This window comes from Streptomyces sp. NPDC007991 (genome assembly GCF_042958445.1).
Lineage (GTDB): Bacteria > Actinomycetota > Actinomycetes > Streptomycetales > Streptomycetaceae > Streptomyces.
Map to the genome: position 1 here is coordinate 179,757 of NZ_JBIBJD010000006.1, position 18,980 is coordinate 198,736.

13 protein-coding genes and 9 pseudogenes are annotated in these 18,980 nt (G+C 67.2%); 11 read left to right on the plus strand and 11 right to left on the minus strand.

Annotation, left to right across the window (positions count from 1 at the left end):
* Positions 1–359 precede the first annotated feature (359 nt).
* Positions 360–497: pseudogene (locus tag ACFZDA_RS18525) on the minus strand (DDE endonuclease); the annotation flags it as partial.
* A gap of 113 nt (positions 498–610) precedes the next feature.
* Between ACFZDA_RS18525 and ACFZDA_RS18530 the strand changes: the two are divergent.
* A pseudogene (locus ACFZDA_RS18530) lies at positions 611–1,302 on the plus strand (response regulator).
* Between the two features lie 429 nt (positions 1,303–1,731).
* Here the strand turns inward: ACFZDA_RS18530 and ACFZDA_RS18535 are convergent.
* Positions 1,732–2,307 carry a helix-turn-helix transcriptional regulator gene (locus ACFZDA_RS18535; RefSeq protein WP_391083238.1) on the minus strand — a complete coding sequence of 192 codons (576 nt, stop codon included), beginning with the start codon at positions 2,305–2,307 and terminating at the stop codon, positions 1,732–1,734.
* A gap of 89 nt (positions 2,308–2,396) precedes the next feature.
* Here ACFZDA_RS18535 and ACFZDA_RS18540 point away from each other — a divergent pair.
* The 4 genes and pseudogenes from ACFZDA_RS18540 to ACFZDA_RS18555 all read left to right on the plus strand — a co-directional run.
* A pseudogene (locus tag ACFZDA_RS18540) lies at positions 2,397–3,249 on the plus strand (Ku protein); the annotation flags it as partial.
* Positions 3,250–3,468: 219 nt separating this feature from the next.
* A pseudogene (locus ACFZDA_RS18545) lies at positions 3,469–3,802 on the plus strand (transposase); the annotation flags it as partial.
* An 84-nt stretch (positions 3,803–3,886) separates the two neighbouring features.
* Positions 3,887–4,879: an Imm49 family immunity protein gene (locus ACFZDA_RS18550; RefSeq protein ID WP_391082196.1), complete on the plus strand. Its 993-nt coding sequence runs from the start codon at positions 3,887–3,889 to the stop codon at positions 4,877–4,879.
* 45 nt (positions 4,880–4,924) lie between these two features.
* Positions 4,925–5,200 carry a hypothetical protein gene (locus tag ACFZDA_RS18555; protein ID WP_391082199.1) on the plus strand — a complete coding sequence of 92 codons (276 nt, stop codon included), beginning with the start codon at positions 4,925–4,927 and terminating at the stop codon, positions 5,198–5,200.
* On the opposite strand, the pseudogene ACFZDA_RS18560 reads toward ACFZDA_RS18555, so the two are convergent.
* Together ACFZDA_RS18560 and ACFZDA_RS18565 are read right to left on the minus strand one after the other, a co-directional pair.
* Positions 5,093–6,081: pseudogene (locus tag ACFZDA_RS18560) on the minus strand (IS481 family transposase); the annotation flags it as partial. The gene ACFZDA_RS18555 and the pseudogene ACFZDA_RS18560 sit on opposite strands and share 108 nt — an antisense overlap.
* A gap of 71 nt (positions 6,082–6,152) precedes the next feature.
* Positions 6,153–6,518 carry a VOC family protein gene (locus tag ACFZDA_RS18565; RefSeq protein ID WP_391082202.1) on the minus strand — a complete coding sequence of 122 codons (366 nt, stop codon included), beginning with the start codon at positions 6,516–6,518 and terminating at the stop codon, positions 6,153–6,155.
* Positions 6,519–6,610: 92 nt separating this feature from the next.
* Here ACFZDA_RS18565 and ACFZDA_RS18570 point away from each other — a divergent pair, with 92 nt between their 5' ends.
* A complete protein-coding gene (locus ACFZDA_RS18570) occupies positions 6,611–7,576 on the plus strand; it encodes a WYL domain-containing protein (RefSeq protein ID WP_391082205.1) in 966 nt (321 codons plus the stop codon).
* A 67-nt stretch (positions 7,577–7,643) separates the two neighbouring features.
* On the opposite strand, the pseudogene ACFZDA_RS18575 reads toward ACFZDA_RS18570, so the two are convergent.
* Positions 7,644–8,257, minus strand: a pseudogene (locus ACFZDA_RS18575) (transposase family protein).
* A 105-nt stretch (positions 8,258–8,362) separates the two neighbouring features.
* Between ACFZDA_RS18575 and ACFZDA_RS18580 the strand changes: the two are divergent.
* Complete coding sequence (locus ACFZDA_RS18580) at positions 8,363–8,563, plus strand: type II toxin-antitoxin system VapB family antitoxin (protein WP_190204072.1); 201 nt, start codon at positions 8,363–8,365, stop codon at positions 8,561–8,563.
* A gap of 229 nt (positions 8,564–8,792) precedes the next feature.
* Here the strand turns inward: ACFZDA_RS18580 and ACFZDA_RS18585 are convergent, their stop codons facing one another.
* Positions 8,793–9,170 (minus strand): hypothetical protein, encoded by a 378-nt coding sequence (locus ACFZDA_RS18585; protein ID WP_391082207.1) that lies wholly within the window; start codon positions 9,168–9,170, stop codon positions 8,793–8,795.
* A gap of 414 nt (positions 9,171–9,584) precedes the next feature.
* On the opposite strand from ACFZDA_RS18585, the gene ACFZDA_RS18590 reads away from it, so the two are divergent.
* Both ACFZDA_RS18590 and ACFZDA_RS18595 read left to right on the plus strand, forming a co-directional pair.
* Positions 9,585–9,860, plus strand: a complete 276-nt coding sequence (locus tag ACFZDA_RS18590; protein WP_391083285.1) for a hypothetical protein — start codon at positions 9,585–9,587, stop codon at positions 9,858–9,860.
* A gap of 50 nt (positions 9,861–9,910) precedes the next feature.
* A pseudogene (locus tag ACFZDA_RS18595) lies at positions 9,911–10,282 on the plus strand (glycosyltransferase family 2 protein); the annotation flags it as partial.
* Positions 10,283–10,517: 235 nt separating this feature from the next.
* On the opposite strand, the gene ACFZDA_RS18600 reads toward ACFZDA_RS18595, so the two are convergent.
* The 3 genes and pseudogenes from ACFZDA_RS18600 to ACFZDA_RS18610 form a co-directional block, all read right to left on the minus strand.
* Complete coding sequence (locus tag ACFZDA_RS18600; RefSeq protein WP_391082210.1) at positions 10,518–11,057, minus strand: RICIN domain-containing protein; 540 nt, start codon at positions 11,055–11,057, stop codon at positions 10,518–10,520.
* Positions 11,058–11,519: 462 nt separating this feature from the next.
* Positions 11,520–12,536, minus strand: a complete 1,017-nt coding sequence (locus tag ACFZDA_RS18605) for a helix-turn-helix domain-containing protein (RefSeq protein WP_391082214.1) — start codon at positions 12,534–12,536, stop codon at positions 11,520–11,522.
* 816 nt (positions 12,537–13,352) lie between these two features.
* A pseudogene (locus ACFZDA_RS18610) lies at positions 13,353–13,586 on the minus strand (site-specific integrase); the annotation flags it as partial.
* A 592-nt stretch (positions 13,587–14,178) separates the two neighbouring features.
* On the opposite strand from ACFZDA_RS18610, the gene ACFZDA_RS18615 reads away from it, so the two are divergent.
* Positions 14,179–14,802 (plus strand): TetR family transcriptional regulator, encoded by a 624-nt coding sequence (locus ACFZDA_RS18615; RefSeq protein ID WP_391082217.1) that lies wholly within the window; start codon positions 14,179–14,181, stop codon positions 14,800–14,802.
* Between the two features lie 312 nt (positions 14,803–15,114).
* On the opposite strand, the gene ACFZDA_RS18620 is transcribed toward ACFZDA_RS18615, so the two are convergent.
* A complete protein-coding gene (locus tag ACFZDA_RS18620) occupies positions 15,115–16,794 on the minus strand; it encodes a DHA2 family efflux MFS transporter permease subunit (protein ID WP_391082220.1) in 1,680 nt (559 codons plus the stop codon).
* 329 nt (positions 16,795–17,123) lie between these two features.
* Complete coding sequence (locus ACFZDA_RS18625) at positions 17,124–18,161, minus strand: alcohol dehydrogenase catalytic domain-containing protein (protein ID WP_391082223.1); 1,038 nt, start codon at positions 18,159–18,161, stop codon at positions 17,124–17,126.
* On the opposite strand from ACFZDA_RS18625, the pseudogene ACFZDA_RS18630 reads away from it, so the two are divergent.
* A pseudogene (locus ACFZDA_RS18630) lies at positions 18,105–18,812 on the plus strand (reductase); the annotation flags it as partial. The gene ACFZDA_RS18625 and the pseudogene ACFZDA_RS18630 sit on opposite strands and share 57 nt — an antisense overlap.
* Positions 18,813–18,980 lie beyond the last annotated feature (168 nt).

The following is an 18,980-nucleotide window of genomic DNA, read 5'->3' on the forward strand; positions in this document are numbered from 1 at the left end:
GACTTCGAGAGTTGAGTTCTACCTCTATCTCCCTTTTGCCTTGCATGGACGTCAACCTCGATGGACATGACGACTCATATGCATTCGACTCGTCTTCTTGTGGGCGATAATCGCTGACCCGAACCCAGGCCTTAGCCCTCACCGGCAACAGACGAGATCGAAAGCTGACCGCTGCCGCATGACCACCGACTCGTCACACCCACAACCCAAAAGCAGATGCCGCCCACTCTGTTGACGGCAGCGGACGCCGACGGCCACGTCCTCAACGAGCTCGGATGGCCACCTGCAATGACGGACTGACATCGGATGACGGGCCAGTTCCTGCACTCGCCGTTACTGACTTTGAAAGCGCGATGCCGTCAGGGTGAGGCGAGCACCAGTCTGGTTCCGGTGAGGCAGCCGTCGAGCACGTCATGGCGGTACTGGAGCCGGCATAGGCCCCGCCGGACGGCGGTGATCAGGTCTTGCGGGTCAGCGAAAGCGCGGTTGCCAGTGGTGGCATGCGCGAACGAGCCGCCGCCATCGGCGGCACCGTCACCGCCGGACCGCGGCCCGAAGGCGGCTTCCAGGTCATCGCCGAACTGCCGGTCTCGCTCTCGCCCGCGCCTGCCTGACACCACGTGAGGAACCATCGCTCACGACCATTCGCATCCTGCTCGCCGACGACCAAGCCCTGCTCCGCGGCACCTTCCGGCTGCTCATCAACGCACAGCCGGACATGGAGGTCGTCGCGGAGGCCGCCAACGGCAGGGAAGCGGCCCGACTGACCCGGTCCGAGCGCGCCGACGTCGTGGTCATGGACATCCGGATGCCCGAGGTCGACGGCATCGAAGCCACACGGCTGATCGCCCAGGACGAGGATCTGGCCGGGGTCAGGGTTCTCGTCCTGACCACGTTCGAGGAGGACGAGCTGGTCGTCCAGTCCCTGCGGTCCGGGGCGAGCGGCTTCCTCGGCAAGGGGGTCGGACCGGAGCACCTGCTCCACGCCGTCCGCGTCGTGGCCGCCGGTGAGGCGCTGCTCTCCCCGGCAGCGACCAAGGGCCTCATCGCCCGCGTCCTCGCCCAGCCCTCCCCAGCGACCTCGTCGACACCGAGCGCCTGACCACGCTGACTCCCCGGGAACGAGAAGTGCTGACTCTGGCGGGCTCGGGCCTGGCCAATGACGAGATCGCCGTCACCCCGCTCACCGTCAAGACCCATGCCAACCGCGCCATGGTCAAGCTCGGCGCCCGCGACCGGGCTCAGCTGGTCGTCATCGCCTACAAGACCGGTCTGGTACGCGCGGGAGAACGGCACGACTGAGTCACACCCGCCGTTGGCCTGGGGTGCCATGTCGTACCGCAGGAATCGCACGCGAACACCACAGATCACGAACCAAGATCCGGACCAGGTGCGGACCGACTCGGCTCAGCAGCAGACGATTCCACGCTTTGCCGCAGGTCAGAAGCGCCGGTGAGTGTGTACCACCAGCAGACGAAGAAGCTGCTGGTGTCGTACTCGCCGAAGAAGCTGGGCTTCTTCTAGAGGCACGAAAAAAGGCGCCTGACCCGGTCTTTTGCCCGCCAGGCGCCTTCTCCTGACCAGTACTTCCGGACCAGTCACGGACCAAACCCCTACTCAGCCTTCAGCCTCCGCGCCCTGGCTGACGCGGTCCCACTCCTGCATGGACTGCTCGATGAGGCGGTTGGCCTGCTCTCGGACGCCGTCCAGGAACTTGGCGTTCTGTACGGGTCAGGACGTACTTCCGTGCCCGCGCCCACGTTGTGCGATATGCAGCTGCGTCCACGTAGTTGCCGGCCTGGTTCCGGAACAGTCGGCCGTCCGGCGCCACGCCGAAGCGTTCGATGTGCGCACGGAGCATGCGTACGAACTGCGGCGGGATGGGCACAGGCCGGGTCGCGGTAGCCGCGCGACGCTTGAGGGAGTGCACCTCGTGCACCGAGCCGCCGTCCGTCCATTCCTTGCCTGAGGTGACGACGCCCCCCGAAAGGTTGAGCATCCCCCATCCGGAGTCCGGCAGATGGCACTGTTCGACGCCAGGATAGTGAAGAAGCGGGTGAAGTCGGTGATCTCGTGGTCGGCCGGCTTGCGCAGCCGCTTCAGCAGTTCGGTGCGCCCGGCGCCGGTCAGGCTCAGTACGTACCGCGCTGGGCCCGCACCCGGGTCGGCACGCCGCTCCAGCAGGCCCGCCTCGGTGAGACGGCTGATCGCCGGATACAGACTGCCGTCGCTGACCGGCCGCGTGTACCCAGTCAGCTGCGAAACCCGCCGGCGCAGCTCGTGCCCGGGCAGAGCACCCCCGGCCAGGAAGCCCGGTCAGCCCGACCTCCTTGGAGTCATGCAGCAGATCGGTGCCGTACCGGCACCATGCAGCAGGCAAGGAGCGCATACGTTCGATGCGGGAGGAGGGCAGTCGGGCTGCCCACGCAGATCCCACATACACCTCAGCTGCTAGTTCAGAGAAGGTCACCGTGCCGATCAACGTTGCCAGCGCTACCGAGGACCACTCGATCAGGTTCCACCAGTACCACCTCGAGGACATGGGCCGGGTGCGAGTACGCAAGTACTGCGAGATCGAGGACCGTGAGGTCGACCAGGGCGAGATCGCCTGCCGACGGCAAAGGTGATCGAGATCGTCGCGTTCGTGCCGCTGGACTCCGTCGACCCTCTGAAGATCGGCGAGGGCTAATACCTGGCGCCGAGCGGGCAGGTCGCCGCGAAGCCGTACAAGCTGGTGCGCATGGCCCTGGACCGGAGCAGCAAGGTGGCCGTCGCGAAGTACGCCTGGTCCGGACGCGAGCGTCTGGGCCTGTTGCGGGTGCGGGACGATGTCATCGTTCTGCACGCGATGCGCTGGCCGGATGAGATCAGGTCGCCGGAGGAGCTGCTGCCGCCGCCGGTCGAGCTGAGCGATGAAGAGATCGACGGTGCGCTGGCGCTCATGGAGACCATGACCGCGAGGATCTTGAGGGCGAGGAGTTCGAGGACGCCTACACCGAGGCCCTCTCGCAGATCATCGAGGCCAAGCGGGAGCACCGTGAGCCGCCGAAGCTTCGGCAGCCGGAGGCGGGGCCGGGGCAGATCGTCGACCTGATGGCCGCGCTGAACGAGTCCGTACAGCAGGCCAGGGCCTCGCGCGGCGAGGACGCCGACGTGCACGAGCTGCCGAAGACGAAGACGGCGAAGAAGCAGCCGGCCAAGAAGACGGTGGCGAAGAAGACCACGAAGAAGGCCGCGGCCAAGAGGAGCAGGCGTGAACCACGAGGAGGCCGCCCGCAAACTGGGCGTCGAACCGGCCTCCCTCACCCCTGCCCCGCCCGCGCCCCGCTTCTCAGAGACCCGGTCGAATGGGCCGGGGGTGGACGGCGGCGGGCCGGGACCTCGGCCTGTTCATGGTCTGGCTGAGGTACACCCCGGCGCCTCGGGACGGGGAGGCCCCCTCCGCGCAGGCCGCAGCCCGGAACCCGGAAAGGGCCCATCGGCCGCTCCAGGACTACGCCGGACGTGGTCCTGGCCGACAAGGCCTCATTGTCCCGCGCGATCAGCACCCATCTCCGCCAGCGCGGGATCCGGGCGGTGATCCCCCAACCCTCCGACCCTCGCCAAGCGCAAGAAGCGAGGCCGATCCGGCGGTCGCCCACCGGCCTTCGACCGCGAGACGTACAAGCAGCGCAACGCCGTTGAACGACGCATCAACAAGATCAAGCAATGTCGCGCTCTGGCCACTCGATACGACAAGACCGCCACCATCTACCTCGCCGGACTCCACATCGCCGCCATCTTCATCTGGTCGGCGAGGTGATCCGAAAGAAAACGCTCTAGTGCTGTCAGTGCCCGTTGATAGCGTGCTTCGTCCAGTCGTGGAGTTCATGAAGGGACAGGGCACGTGCGAGATGTGACATGCCATCAGGTCGGCGAGCAGCGGTTGGCCGAGGCGCTCGACGACATCGCCGGGCGGGCCCACAGGCGGTGGCACTCGCTGCGGTACGGCAGCATCTCGCCGAGGCTGATCCGAGCCATGGCGGACGAACTGCTCGACCATGTCGCCGCGCGAACGGTGACGGAGCCGGGGCTCGACGTCGCGGCCGGCACGGTCGCCGTCACCGCCGCGGAGTGTGTGCACGGCGTGCTGAGCATCATGTGCTTCCCGAACGGGGACCAGGAACTCCGGTTCCCCCTCGTCGGGGAGCGGATCAGCACGGACCCGGACGACGACGAGTTCGGGGAAGGGCCCATCACCTTCCGGGACGTCGTCAAGGAGGCGCCCACCGCGCGGACCTGGCTCGACATGTTCGAGATGTGTGTCGTGAGCGGGCATGTGTGGGACTGGGAGCGGGCCACTGGGCTGCTGCTGCGCGGCGACTACGCGCCCGCCATCCGTGACGGCGTGCCCTACAACCGGTACACCTCCGTCTCCGACCCCGCCGACCTCGCCGCCATGGATGCCCTGTGCCCCTATCTCACCGAGGCGGCAGGGCATCTGCCCCGCGACTGGCCGACGGTGCCGCTGCGCAAGCCCGACGCCGGGGAGCGCGCGGAGGCCGCCCGGCGGCTCGACGAGGTCGGCGACGCGCTGAGCGCGGACCAGCGGCTGCTCCGCGTACTCCTCGACGACGACCAGCACGCCTTCGAGGACGCCCTCGTCGCCCGGCTGGTCGCGTACCGGGAGAGCGTCAAGGCCGATGCCGGTGATCCCGCGCCCCGGTCCCTCCTCCCCCTCGGCACTCTCGCCCTGGCCTGCCTCGCCGTCCAGGTCCATGGGTGGGAACTCGGTGTCCGATCCGGGTATCTGCCGTACGGTCTGCTGGGATCGCCGGACGCGCCGCGTCGGGCGGCGGAGGGGAACCGGAACAACTTGGGCTACTGGGCCGCCAAGTAGGCCACGGGCGGGGCATGGGCGTGACCGGCGTGGCGGGTGTGGTCTTTGCGGGAGTACCGCGCCGACGAACGCGCGCGGCTGAAGGTGCTCGCGCCCATCGCGCTGATGCTGGCGTGCGGAGTGCTTGAGGTGGTCATCAACGACCTGCCGGGCTGGGTCGCGGCGATCCTGATAGGAGTTCTGACCACCGTCGACGGCGTGTGGGCCGGCCCCGACGTTGGTGACGCTCTCGCGGAGGCGTGCTGCTGGCGGGTTTCCGGCGGCAGCACTATGCGGCCGGTGGTAGTTGTAGTGGATGTTCCATACCGCGATCGCGGCTGACCGGGCGTCCTCGCTGGTGAACTCGCGGGCGTAGAGGACTTCCTCGGCCATGATGCGCTGGTAGCGCTCCACCTTCCCGTTGTGCCGAGGTGTGTATGGCTTGGTTCTCTGATGCCGGGTGCCTTGCCCGACGAAGCGGGCGAAGTCGCCGGAGCGGTAGCAAGCGCCATTGTCGATGACGACCCGGTGGATGTGGTTGATGCCGTGGGCGGCGAACCAGACCTTCGCCCGGGCGAGGAAAGCAGCAGCCGTCGCGCCCTTCTCATCGCCCAGCGGTTCTGTGTAGGCGAGCCGTGAGAAACCATCGACGACGGAGTGCAGGTAGACGTAGCCACGCTTCGCCCCGGCCGACTTCGCCCGACTAGCGACCTTGGCCTGATCGCTGTCCCGGCCGTGGATCCGCCACCCACCGCCATCAGGGATCCGGCCGGCCTTCTTCACATCCAGATGCACCATGTGTATCCGGGCCAACGGGCGGTGATCTTCCCCGGCTTCCTGTTGTTCTCACCGCCTGGGTCGATGAAGCGGCGTTTGCCGAGGCCGAGCCGGGTCAGGTGTCGGCTGACAGTCCGCCGGTCGATCACAAACCCGATGTTCGCAAGTTCGTCGGTGATACGTTGCGCGGACCATTTGTGCTCGCGGCGCCAGGACTCGATCTGCGCGATGACCCATGCTGGTGTCGCTTTCGGACTCCGGTGCGGGCTCGACGGCCGGTCTTGCAATCCCGCATCACCGTGTAGCCGCCAGCAATTTACCCACTTGCCGGCGCATGCGCGAGAGATACCCATCTCAGCGGCGACGTGGGCGATGGGACGTGTCTGGCACCGCTTCACGAGCCGCCTACGGCCCTCGACGCTCAGGGGCGCATTCGCGTGGGGCACTCGTCGTCCTCTCGACGTCAGACAACGGCAGGCGCGACACCTATCGTGCGCGCCTGCCGCGTTGCGGCCTTTCAGCCCCGGGGTGCGACGCGGATTCGGTTCCCGTCAGGATCGGCTGCGAGGAAGGTCAGCCCGAACCCCAGATCATGAGGCTCGTGAAGGATCGTGACGCCCTTGGACTGCCACTGCTTGAAGATCGCGTTGACCTCGTCGGGTCCACCGTCGATGGCCAGGCACACCTCACCGGTGCGCGGGACGTCCGGTGACAGATCCTCGAACTGGCCAGACCACACAGCGAGGTCAGCGCCGGGCCCGAGGTCGAAGGTGATGTATCCCGGAGTCTCGAACGAGGGGCTCATGCCGAGGAGGTCGCCGTAGAAACGAGCTGCGGCGGGAGCGTCGTTCACGTAGACGATGGACACGACGGATGTGGTCATGGTTGTTCCTTTTCGCAGGTCGGAGGTACGCATCCGCCAGCCTGACCGGGATATGCGCCGTATAGTGTCGCAATTCCTGAAAGACTTGGTGTGTGACCCCAGATCGCTTCTTCTCCCTGATGCTGCTCCTCGCATCAAGGGATGCCGCGACCACACAGGAACTTGCCTCGGCGCTCGGGGTGTCCCTTCGAACCATCACCCGGGACCTGAACTGGCTCCGCGACGCCGGTCTCCCGGTGACTGCACAACGGGGCCGCCTCGGAGGCGTGACCATGCTGCCTGGGTCCGGGCTCGACCTCACGCGACTTACGCCGGGCGAGCGTGATCATCTGTCGCTCACCGGGCTGGATGAGAAGCAACGTGCGGAGCTCAACGCGTCCGTCGAAAGCCGGCGCGCGCTCTCCAAGATCGGCGCTACACAGTCACGTCGAGCTCATGAGCTCCTGCCGCTCACCGACGTGGTGCACGTGGACAGCCGTCCCTGGCTCCAGGCACATACGTCCGGCACGACTCCGGCTTCACTGATCGGCCCAGTGAGGCGAGGTCGCCGGCTACGGATCGAGTACGACAGCCCCCATGAGACACGCTCAGGCGTCCTGGTCGTGGATCCCTACGGGCTGTTCGCCAAGGCCGGCCTCTGGTACCTCGTCGCCGACTGTGCCCGAGTGCCACGGATGTACCGACTCGAACGGATCACGGCGTGGAAAGAAGTCGACCAGCCACGACGGATCCGCGAGAGCCAGACCCTGGCCACCGTCGCTGCAGCGCTCGTTGATCAGTGGGAACACAACCATGCGATAGAGGTAAGCGCCACCATCGACCAGACCCAGATCGAGCGAGCGCGACGGATCTTTGGCCGACGACTCGTCCGGGACGACCATGAGGAATCCGCCACCGGCCACAAGGTGACGATCCGCTTCCTCCATCTGGAGGACGTGCGAGCACTACTGCCGTTCGGGGGCGCCATCACTGTGCACGGCCCCACCGAAGCCAGGGCTCACCTCCGTGACCTCGCCACCAATCTTGCCCACCACTATGCGCTGTCACCAACGTCCTGACCCGCAACATCTAAGGGCTGTCCCGTAAATGATCTTTGGCGTGCTGATTGACCAGCCTGTTTCTCCGTTACCCGGCCAGGGTGAGGTTGTGCAGGCGGGCGATGCCGAGCATGGCGTGGTGGACACCGTCGCCTTTCAGACGGCAGTCGCGGAGGATCTTCCAAGCTTTCATGCGGGCGAAGACGTGCTCGACCCGGGCGCGGACTTTGCGGTGAGAGGCATTGTGTTCCTCTTTCCAGGCCGGGAGTTCTTTCTTGCCCCGCTCGCGACGGTGCGGGATGACCAGGCCGGTGCCCCTGTAGCCGCCGTCCTCGACTGCTCGGCGACGGTGTGGTCACGCGTGGGCACCAGGGTGCCGTCCACGATCAGCACGGTGTCCCTGCGGAACCGCTTGCGGGGCTGCAGTGCCAGCAACGGCCCAAGGTGGTCGACGACGCGGTCGGCGGCCGACTTCGAGATGCCGAACAGCCGGGCGAGCTGTCGCAGGGTGAGGTTCGTGCGCCAGTACGCGGCGACCAGCAGAACCCTGTCCTTCATCGGCAGGCTCCAAGGCCGACCCTTGCGGACCGGATCCGCGCCTTCACGCCGCAGGGCGGTGATCAGCTTGTCGAACTGACGCGGGCTCAGCCCGGTGAACGGGGCTATCCAGGACGGCTCCGACGCCGTGATCACACCAGCCACAGCAAGATCATCCCACTCTGGACAGTCCCCTGAGATCGGATCTTGAGCGCACGCTACGGAACCGTGAGCAGCTAGAGTGCGCGTGCGACGTGATGAGGGGGCACGATGGCCAAGGTCAATATCAGTCTCGACGCCGAACTCGTAGTGGAGGTGATGGTCCTGGCTGGGATCGGCTCGCCCCAGGACGCGATCGAGGCGATTGTGCGGGACTACATCGCCCGTGGCCACCGCACGGAGGCCCGCACCGAGCTCAAAGATCAAAATCTGCGCGAGCTCGACGTCAAGCCGCAGGAGCCGCAAGGCTGAGCCTCTGCAGCCTGCCGCCGCTCAAACTGCCGCACGACGCATCCAAGGGTTCGTCGGCACAGACGGCGAAGGCGTTTACGGGACACGCCTTAGGTGACCCGTTCGACGCGAACTGGGGGCGTCGTGCCCGACCAGCATCGCGCCTGCGTCGAGCGAGAGTTAAGCGCCCCTCAGCCCGGTTCGTTGGATGTGTGGATACCCGACGATCGACACGGACGCCCTCATGGCGTCACAGGAAGACGGCCATGGCCATCACGACGGCCGCGAAGGCGAGGAAGAAGATCACAACCTGCAGGACGGTCAGTTGTTTCATAGGCTGCCCTGAACGCACCAGTTCCATCTGACGCCTGAGGTGCACGGCGAACACGATCCGCATGATCGCCAACCCCAGCGCGGTGGCCGTGAACAGCATCAACGGTGTCTCGCCCTCGTAACCTCTCGCCGCCGAGCTCAGGACGATGAACGCCGCACCGGCCAAGGGCGGCAGCACCATCATCAGCTTGTGCCGTCTCGTGATGACCAGCGACTGCATCGCCACGGCCAGAGCAATTCCGGACACGACAGCCGCTATCCACCACTCGGTGGTGGAAAATTTGGAGGTAAGCACGGAGTTCTTCTTTCGACGCGGTTGCGCTCGGGTTGCTCGCCAAGGGGGTTGAAGGGGACGGAGGTCCCTGCTCCGGCCCGGTCCACTCCGGCTCGGACAGTGTCCGGCAGCCACAGCGAGAACGCGCAGACCGACGGGCCGATGAGGGCGAGTATGGCGGCCACGGTGCGAACGGAGCCACGCCCACCGGCGGCCTTGACACCCCGCCGAATGGCACGGACAAGAGAAACCAGTCCGCTCTCCACCACCGCCTTCGACATGGTGCCCGCATCGTCTGTTCCATCTCCGGCGGACACGATAGGCCGCGGTTCGGGAGGCCGGCTATGCCGAGTTCAGGCAGTCTCCAGGCCGGTTGACTGCTCACTGCGCACCCTCGACCACCTGATCACCCCGGACGGCTCCCCGCCGGTGCGCATGGCGGTCACCGAATCGACCGTTGACGAGCGGGACCTGCAGTGGGGATACGTCCTGGGAGAAGCGGGCATCGAGGTGCTCAGCCTTCTCCACGAGGACAACGGACCGGTGGTGATCCGGGCCACCAACCCGCTCACCGTCTTCAACGACCACCCGGCCGCCTGGGCCTCTCTCGGCCCCCCGCCGCCCGTTCGGGCGACGCGCAGCACACCGCCCCCAAACGGCTCCCGCCGCAGCCCCGGCGAAACCTGGCCTCGTCCCGCCACGCGCCGTTAGCCCTCACCCTCATCTGCCCGGAGCATGCTCTGTCCCCGCACATCTCGTCCCTGATCACCGTGGTCATCGCCAGCCGTCTGCGGGAAGACCGGCTCGACTACCTGACCGCCATGCATGCCAGCGTTGCCGACCGGTCCGTGCCGTGGCAGGCCGTTATCGCGCTCGACGGCGTCTCGCCCGGCCGCCTGCCGGCCCCGCTCGCACAGGACGCCCGCGTTCGCACGCTGGCGCTGCCCCGTCCGGTCGGCGCCGCCTGTGCCAGAAACCTGGCCCTCGCGCAGGTACGCACCCCGTACACCAACTGGGCAGACGACGATGATGAGTTCACCGACGATGCGATGGCCCTACGGCTGAACACCCTGGAGTCGACGGGCGTCGGCTGGTGTGCGGGATGGAGCGAGGGCCACCGCCCGGACGTTTCCCGGCCGACAGAGGCGCTCTGTGGCCTGTGACCTGGGATTGAACGTAGCGGACATGCACGCGACGGTGGTCCCGACTGGGATCAATTCCACTCAATCGGGTGTGGCAGAGCGCCAGTTGTGGAACGCCGCACGAACCATCGCGGCGCTGATGGGTAGATCCCCTGTGCATCCCGCGCCGCACGCCGAGGTTGCCGTCGTCACCCCCGTCGCGGTGCATCTGGCAGATAGCGACCGATCATCTGGCGCTCAGAAACGTGAAGTAGGCCCCACCCTGGCCGACGCCTTCCCACAGCTGCGCTCGCGCACCGTTGGCCTTGGATGAATTCGAGATCTCCAGATACTTCCCGCTGTGGGCGTTGTAGAGGACATCGGTACCGTCGCCGGCATCGATGCTGCGCCACATCTGGCCCCCCACTCGGGTGCATGTCCACTGCTGGACCCGTGCACCGTTGGCCTTGGAGGAGTTCTCGACCTCCAGGCACTTACCGCTGTTCAAATTCTGGATCTGGTAGTTGAGACCGTCCCCCCAGTTCGAGCTGACCCACTTGGACGTCTCCTGCTTGTTACAGCTCCATTGCTGCGCCCTTGCCCCATTGGCTTGGCTGCCATCCGCGATCTCCAGGCACTTGTTGCTGTGAGCGTTGCGTATGTAGAAGGGGTGCGTAATGATCCGCTCGGAGTCCTGGCTGGGAGCTGTTGCCGACGCGATTGTCGCGGTGCCGAGGCCAGTTGCTGCGGTCACGGAGAGAGCGGTCAGCAAACGTAAGATCTTCATGGTCAGAGCCACCTCTGGTAGTCGCTGTCATCGACGCTGAACCCCTGTATCGGCGTCCCCCACAGCCTGCCGGGCAACCAGCAGCGTGTCGCCAGCAGAGAGTCCACACCTGCTTGGAGTTACGTCTACTCAGCTGTCGGGTGTGTGGCGGCGGTAGTCGCGGGGCGGCATGTCTGACATGCATGTCGTGGGCAGTGCGGAAGGCGCGGGTGAAGTCGGTGCAGGTGCTGTTGGGCGAAAGCACAGTTCCCGGCCCTCCGTTCGCCTGGAGTCCGACCGCCTCATGCGTCGCCCGGCAACCAAGGCCATGGGACTCTGAGGTTCTCCTGTCCGCCGACTGAAGCACTAACCTGCCAACTGCTGCGCTCAGTGACAACCGGCAAGATCACGATCTACGCCTGGAGCAACAGGCAAGGCGGCGGCCCCAGGGGTGGCACACGGACGCCGGAGTGAGCGACGCGTCTACTCATGTGTGCCACCTGTTGGGAGGCCGTCGAAGGTGAGTTCATCCCGGGCAGTGGCGTGGTGCCGGTAGTGCTTGGGAGGTATGCCATAGGCGCTACGGAACGCCCGACTGAAGTCGGCGGCTCGCGGGAAACCCCAGCGAGAGGCAATCTCGTGGATGGGAGTGCTGCGCAATGTGGGGTCGGCGAGATCGCGACGAGCGTGGGACAGACGTTGTTCGCGGATCCAGGATGAGATGGTGATGTCTTCTCCCTGGAAGATGCGGTGCAGGTAGCTGACGGAGATGTGGTGGGCGGCGGCGATGGCTGGCGGGGTCAGTTGGGGATCTCGGAGGTGTTGGCAGATGAACGCCTGGATCCGCAGGACCAGGGCCCGCCGGGCGCGGTCGGAAGTGCTGCTGTCGTCCACATCGAGGTGATGAGCGAACAGCGCGGTCAGCAACTCCAGTAGTGCCGCCCCCAGCCGCGGACCGTCGGACGACCGGTAGGAGCCGGTGTCATTGGTGAGCTGCAGGAGGAATCCCGACAGCAGGGCTCCGACTCCTTCCCGGCCCGGTAACCGTTGGGTGAGGAGCCGGTCCATCCAAGGAGCGGGCAGCGGAAGTCCGGCCTTGGGCACGTCCGCCCCGATCAGGTTCACCGATGGGCTGCCGAGGAGACGAAGCTGAAAGGGCCGGGAAGAGTCCAGCACGTGCATGTCGAAGGGACCGTGGACAGCTTCCCGGTCGGCCTGAACCACTTCGATTCGGCCGCTGATCGGCAGAATCAGCGTGTAAAGGCCAGGGCCGGACTGCTGGCCGAGTTCGGGTGTGCGTCGGATGGTGGCTGGATCCACGGCTGTGGACCACACCCGCGAGCCACCAAGCCTGAGCAAGCGTGTCTCCGCCTGGAAACCATCCCCCTGGTCACGGCCGGAGTCGAGAGGGGAGATGTCCCTGCCCAACCGTTTGCGCCAGGCATCGACGCGGTCGCCCGAGGGGACGTCGTTGCTCCGAAACACCCTCTCGATCAGCATGTCTACTCCTCATCCGATTCACGCAATTCTTGAACGGGGCCTCTAATCTGCTGACCAGACCAGGTTAGGACTACACCGACCGCCTATATACATCCGGTAAACGCCCAGCCGGGGGGGCGCTCGTGCTCAGACATCTCGTCTGGGGACGACACGGCGATAGCGGGAAACCGTAGACGGCGTGAGGCGGGCTCGCGGTCGCCACTGTGCCAAGCGTCCTCGACCGTCGTGTCGGAGGTACCCGTCAGTGAACTGCCGTGGCGGGCAGGGGAGTCGGCGGGCCAGGCAGCGGCATGATTCACCTGCGACGCTCAACGATCATCTGAGATGGTGAAGTCATGCAGATGACCGAGCCGTTCGCTGCGACTGTCGCAGCAGTTGCCCCAGTCATCATCGTGGCTGGATCAGTGGAGCTGGCTATCTACGGGAACCACTTGCGCGATTGGAGTCGGCAGGCCGCTATTCCCGTTCTGGAGGCTCTCAGTTCCGTCGGTGAGGGCTCGACGGCCGGCGCACGGCAAGAATCAGCCAGAAGGCGAATACGAGAATCGCTGCGCCGACGGTGGCCGAAGGCATTGACTCAATTCACCAGGGCCGCCTTTGGGTTGGCGTGGAGTCTCGTGATGCTGGCGCAAGTCTTGGCAGAGGTGCTTGCACTCAACTGGTTGAGCACGCCCCATGCGGGCCCCGACCAGACAGAGGCCAAAATCAGCGCATCGGCAATCGTTATCGGGACCGTCTGGATCGCGCTGTTCCCAGTGGCTCGCCTGCACTGGGCACCTTATCAGCCAATATGGCACTGGTGGTTGAACCGAAACACGCGATGAGCCGGTCGATCGTCATCTTCGAACGGGCCGGGATCTCGGAGCCCGGCACCGTCAGCCGCTTCGCTGACACCTGGCTGGGACCGCTGGCCCTTCGTAGCCTGATCGCGGCCACCAGCTGAGCCGGGACGGCACCCGCCAGGCGGGAGTTCCAGGTGTTCACCGCCACGGCAACCCAGAGCAGTTCGACGGCCTCTCCGACCTCGTCGACCGCGACCGATGCCAGCGGGGGCCTCTGAGAAGTCGTTGCTCTATCGATCATGGTGAGCATCGGTTCGAGTGCGGCTACCCCGTCGGGTGATCATTGGTTGGGCGTGCATGGTCGACACGATCCGGTACCTCGCAGACAACGATGGGGCTTCGGCCCCACCGACCGCGTCCATACCTGCTGAGCTGACGCCTCTTGCGGTGGCTGCATCTGTGTCATGCAGAGAATGTCGCGGTGCCGTCAGGCGGCGGACCATCCGGCAGGCTTCGGTACCGGCCCCGCAGGTCGGCGAGGCGGTACCCGCCGACCGGCGGTGTCTCGTTCTGCCCGGTCCGGCGCGACCGGGCGGCGGTCTTCCCCAGCCACTCAGCGGGGCTTGACCCGACGGTTGCCGGATGGGCGCGGGCGACCGGGCTTCCGGGCTGGAGGCATGACACACCGCGGGCGATGCAAGGAGCCCGACATTCCCTCGGATCATCGGCCGGTGTCTCGGGCCGGGACGTCATGCCTGGCAGGGCCGGCCCCGCGGACGGCGGCCCCGCCCACGATCGGGGGACCAGCAGCTTCTTGTTCAATCGACTTACTCGTGAGACTAAGTCAGCACCATGGGCCCATGGCTCACGTCCCAGCGGCCGAGCGCCGCCCTCAACTGATCAAAGCAGCCATCGACCTCATGACGAGAGAAGGAGTCTCGGCCGGAAGCACACGTGCCATCGCCACCGAACTGGGCGTCGCTCAAGCCACCGTGCACTACACGTTCGGCACGAAGGAGGGGCTCTACCGCGCCGTCATGGAACAGCTCACGGCGGAGCTGCTGGCGCAGGTCGAGCAGGCCGTTCCGGAGGATGTCGGATTCGAGGAGACGGTCGGCACATTGGCCTCAGCCCTCTGGAGGACGGTGCGCGAGAAGCCGGGCCACCACCTCCTCCTCTCGGAGCTGAGCATGTTCGCACTCCGCACGCCCGCGCTCAACGAAGCCCTTGAGAGCCACTATCGTGGCGTGGTCGAAGTGACGGCGAGGCTCGTGACGCAGGCGGCCGAGCGCACAGGTCAACCCCTGGCCCAGCCCGCGGAAACAGTCTCGCGGTTCTTCCTCTCCGGTTTCGACGGGCTCGTCATGCAGCGCCTGACCCACCCCGACGAAGAGGCTGAGGCAACTTGCCTGCAAGCCTTGATCGCCGCCGTCGTGGCGCTGGCGCGCGGTCAGCTGAGTCTCGCGGCCGTCCCGGCGTTCTGACCGGGCTCGACGACGACCGGTGGTGGAGTCTGGTTCCGGGGCCCCTGAACCTCATGGGTGCCGGCTCGTGCGGCACGGCCCCGGCACCACGCCGTACTCGCGCTCGAAGGCTCTCGCGAAGGCGAATTCCGAGGTGTGACCGATGCGTTGGGCGATTGCGTGCGGCGGGGGGGTTGTCCTTGCGCAGGAGGCGCCCCGCGCAGGTCATGCGCCACCGGATTCAGACAGGCGAGCGGCGGCGAATCGACCAGCTCGGTGAACTGACGGGCGAAGACATACCGATCCCGTCCACACGTTGACCGTGGAGAAACGTCACGTAGTCGTGGCCGTGGGGCACCGGGTCGCCTTGGCCCTATTCTCCGCCCGTGCTTCTGCACCACGGCCCTTGCCCGGAAGCAAGAGGGCCACGGACACCGCCCCCACTCCCAGGATCGCCGCGCCCACCAGGCTGGTGTGAGCCACCGCGTCCGCGAAGGACGAACTGACCGCGTCCGCCATCTGGTGGGCTCCGTCGGTGAGTTGGCCGGCCTGCTCCTGGAGCTGTGCGGCCTGCTGGGGGTCGGTCGCCCGCGCTGCTTGTCCGGCGAGCTGCCGTGCCTGGTCGCCGATGCCCTCGGCGACCCCGTACCCGGCGGCGACCGAGTCCTGCGCCTGGTTCAGTGCGTCGGCCGGGAGCTTGCTGCCCGCGGTTGCGTCCGACAGGTTCGACGAGTACGAGGTCGACAGTAGCGAACCGAGTATGGCGATGCCGATGGCCCCGCCCAGTTCCTGCGAGGTGTCGTTGACCGCGCTGCCCACGCCCAGCTCCTCCTCGGGGAACGCGCCCATGATCGCGTCCGTGCAGGGCGAGAGCGCCAGGCCGATCGCGAGCCCGAGTGCGATGAGGGGTGCCACGAAATCGCCGTACGACGACGACTTGTCGACCTGGGTGAGCAGCGCGAGTGCCGTCGTGCCGCCGACCATGCCCGCGACGATCGTCGCCTTCATGCCGATGCGCGGGGTGAGGTAACCGGTCAGCACGGAGCCGGCGAAGACCGCGCCGGCGAGCGGCAGCATGCGTATGCCGGTCTCCAGCGCGTCGTATTGCAGGACGAACTGGAGGTGCTGGGTGAGGTAATAGAACGCGCCGAAGACCGCGAGGAGGAACAGTACGACGGCGATGTTGGCACCCGTGAACGAGCGGTCCGCGAAGCGGCGCGGGTCGAGGAGGGGGTGCGGGTGGTGCAGCTCCCAGAGGACGAACGCCACGAGCCCGGCGACCGCGACGACCGTGCCCGTGAGGGCCTTGGCGTCCCAGCCGTGCGGGGCCTCGATGAGCGTGAAGACCAGCGCGGCGATCCACACCACCGACAGCAGTCCGCCGGCGTAGTCGATCCGCGGCGTGTTTGTGGCCTTGGACGGTGGCACCAGGACGAAGGTGCCGGCGATGGCGAGGGCGATCACGGGAACGTTGATCAGGAAGGTGGACTGCCAGCTGAAGCTTTCCAGCAGCATGCCCGCGATCAGCGGTCCGGCGGCGATGGCGAGACCGGCGGTGCCCGCCCAAAGGGTGATCGCCTTGGTCCGCTCGGCGCGCGGGAAGGTCGCGGCGAGGAGGGAGAGCGTGGCGGGCATGATGAGCGCCGCGCCGACACCCATCACCGCACGGGCCGCGATGACTCCGGTCGCGCTGTCGACGAGTGAACCCCATATTGCTCCGCCGCCGAACAGGACGAGCCCGAGAACGAGCGCGCCGCGTCGGCTGTACTTGTCGCCGATGGCGGCGAACAGCAGCATCAGGGCGGCGTAGGGAATGGTGTAGCCGTCGATGACCCACTGCAGGTCAGTGCTGGTCAGGCCGAGGTCCTGGGTCATGGAGGGGGCCGCGACCGTGAGGGCGGTGTTGGCCATCACGATCATCAGCAGGCTCAGACAGAGCACGAGCAGCGCCCACCAGCGCCGGGCGTAGGGCCCGTCCATCCTCTCGACCGGTTCGTTGATGAACACGCGCATGAGCTGGGGTCCTTTCGCGAAGGAGGTCCACGCACCCGCCCCTGGGGGCCGGGGCGGGCGCGTGGAACGGCAGGGAATGCCGCGAGCTTCCGTTCAATCGACTTTATCATGCGACAAAGTCGATAGCTCGAACCCCGTGTCACGCAGCCGCTGTGAGATGCGTCGCCCAGTGGAGTGCTCGCTTGCTGCGCCCAGGGGGCGTCCCATGCGCCTCTGTCGGGAGAGCGCGGTTGTTCGGCCACAGAGGCCGGAGTGCATTTCGCAGGAGGAGCCCCTCCGGGCACTGTGCTGCCGGAGGGGCTCCTCATGGAACGGCCGGGGCCGCGGAGTCAGGGTGTGAGTACGAGCCGGACCGGGTCGCCGATCTTCTTCTCCAGGCGTGCGACGGCGTCCGCCGCTTCAGCCAGGGGTACATGCGCGGTGATGGACGAAGCGAGGTCGATCCGTCCGGCGGAGGCCAGGCCGATGAGCTCTTCCACGTGCTTGGGCTCGGAGCCGTAATGGCCGCGGATCTGGTTGCCCTGGAGGCAGAAGCCCAGGCTGTCGCCGATGGTGATCGGCTCCGGCGTGAGCCCGGCCAGGACCAGGACCCCCTCGGCACCGAGCGCGGCGGTGGCCTGTGCGCGGGCCGCGGGTACGCCCGCGAAGTCGAACGCGACCTGGAGGCCCCGTCCGCCCGTGGCCTGGTCCACCGCCTCGGCGAAGCCCGCCGAGGCCGGGTCGAGTGCGACGTCCGCCCCGAAGGCGAGGGCGCGTTCACGGGCGGTGGACAGCGGGTCGACGGCGATGATCGGGGCCGCGCCGACCATGCGGGCGAGCCGGATGCCGTGCGCGCCCAGGCCGCCCGCACCCCAGATGCCGACCGCCTGCGCGGGTCGGACCGCGCCCGTCCCCACGATGGCGGCGTACAGGGTGGAAACCGCGTCGGGAATTATCCCGGCCTGGTCGAAGGGCAGGCCGTCCGGGATCGAGAGCAGGGTGTCCTCGCGGGCGACGGCGTACTGGGCCAAGCCCCCGTCGTAGTCCACGCCGCGTGTCAGCGGCTGTCGGCATGACATGCGACGCAGGCAGCCTCCGCACTCCCCGCACACCTGCCCGGCCTGGAGTACCACCCGCTGACCTGGTTCCCACATGCCCTGCACGTCCGGGCCGAGGGTGTGGACGACGCCCGCGACCTCGTGGCCGAGGGTGACCGCCCGGCTGTTCGCGACAGTGTCGACCGGGAAGGCGGGGCTGAGACTGCCGTCGATCAGGTGGACGTCCGACAGGCACACCCCGGCGGCCCGCACCTCGACCAGGGCCTCTCCCCCTGCGAGCTGCCGTTCGAGGTCTTCCCGGAGCTGCTGCCCGTGCTGCGCCCGCGCCACTACTCGATCTCCTCGTCCGCCGCGGCGGCACCCGGCGAGGTCGACCTGATGGTGTCGCTGCTCGCCGCGCCCCACCGGGGCGGCGAGGGCATCTTCCGCGGCATCGGCTCGCACTACCTCCAGACCGTGAACGCAGGCGACACCGTCCAGGCCCGGGTGCTGCCCTGCAGTGACGCGTTCCGGCTGCCCGAGGACGACTCGGTGCCGGTGATCCTGGTCAGCGCGGGCACCGGACTGGCTCCCTTTCGCGGGGCCGTCCTGGACCGCCACCACGTCAAGTCGACCGGCACCATGCTGTGCTGCTTCGGCTGCGACCACCCCGACGTCGACTACCTGCACCGCGCGGAGTTCGAGGCGGCCGAGGCCGCCGGAGCCGTCAGCATGCGGCCCGCCTTCTCCTGCGCCCCCGAGGACGGTGCCCGCTTCGTCCAGGACCGCATCGCCAAGGAGAGCGACGAGGTGTGGGCGGTACTGGAGGCCGGCGGACGCGTCTACATCTGCGGCGACGGCCGCCGCATGGCCCCCGCCGTGCGGGAGGCGTTCATGGCGATCTACCGCACGCACACGGGTGCGGGCGACGAAGAGGCCACCGCCTGGCTGGCCGCCCTGACCGAGTCTGGTCACTACGTGGAGGACGTCTGGACCGGCTGAACGCCCCCACGGCACGGCGGCAGCGTCCACCCACCGGATCCCCGATCAACCTGCCACGGACGTCCAACGCGTCCGTGGCACGGGTCCCTGAGAAGTGGCCGTGCGTACGTCGGCATCCGGCGAGCCGGGCCATGGTGCGTTCGATGGTCCAGCGGCGGCTGGGCGATC

What these genes read in the sequence shown, in the direction of transcription:
- ACFZDA_RS18620 (WP_391082220.1), bottom strand. Translation starts at nt 16,794, where the DNA reads ATGCGCGTGTTCATCAACGAACCGGTCGAGAGGATGGACGGGCCCTAC.
- ACFZDA_RS18580 (WP_190204072.1), top strand. Translation starts at nt 8,363, where the DNA reads ATGGCCAAGGTCAATATCAGTCTCGACGCCGAACTCGTAGTGGAGGTG.
- ACFZDA_RS18590 (WP_391083285.1), top strand. Translation starts at nt 9,585, where the DNA reads ATGGCGGTCACCGAATCGACCGTTGACGAGCGGGACCTGCAGTGGGGA.
- ACFZDA_RS18565 (WP_391082202.1), bottom strand. Translation starts at nt 6,518, where the DNA reads ATGACCACATCCGTCGTGTCCATCGTCTACGTGAACGACGCTCCCGCC.
- ACFZDA_RS18615 (WP_391082217.1), top strand. Translation starts at nt 14,179, where the DNA reads ATGGCTCACGTCCCAGCGGCCGAGCGCCGCCCTCAACTGATCAAAGCA.
- ACFZDA_RS18605 (WP_391082214.1), bottom strand. Translation starts at nt 12,536, where the DNA reads ATGCTGATCGAGAGGGTGTTTCGGAGCAACGACGTCCCCTCGGGCGAC.
- ACFZDA_RS18600 (WP_391082210.1), bottom strand. Translation starts at nt 11,057, where the DNA reads ATGAAGATCTTACGTTTGCTGACCGCTCTCTCCGTGACCGCAGCAACT.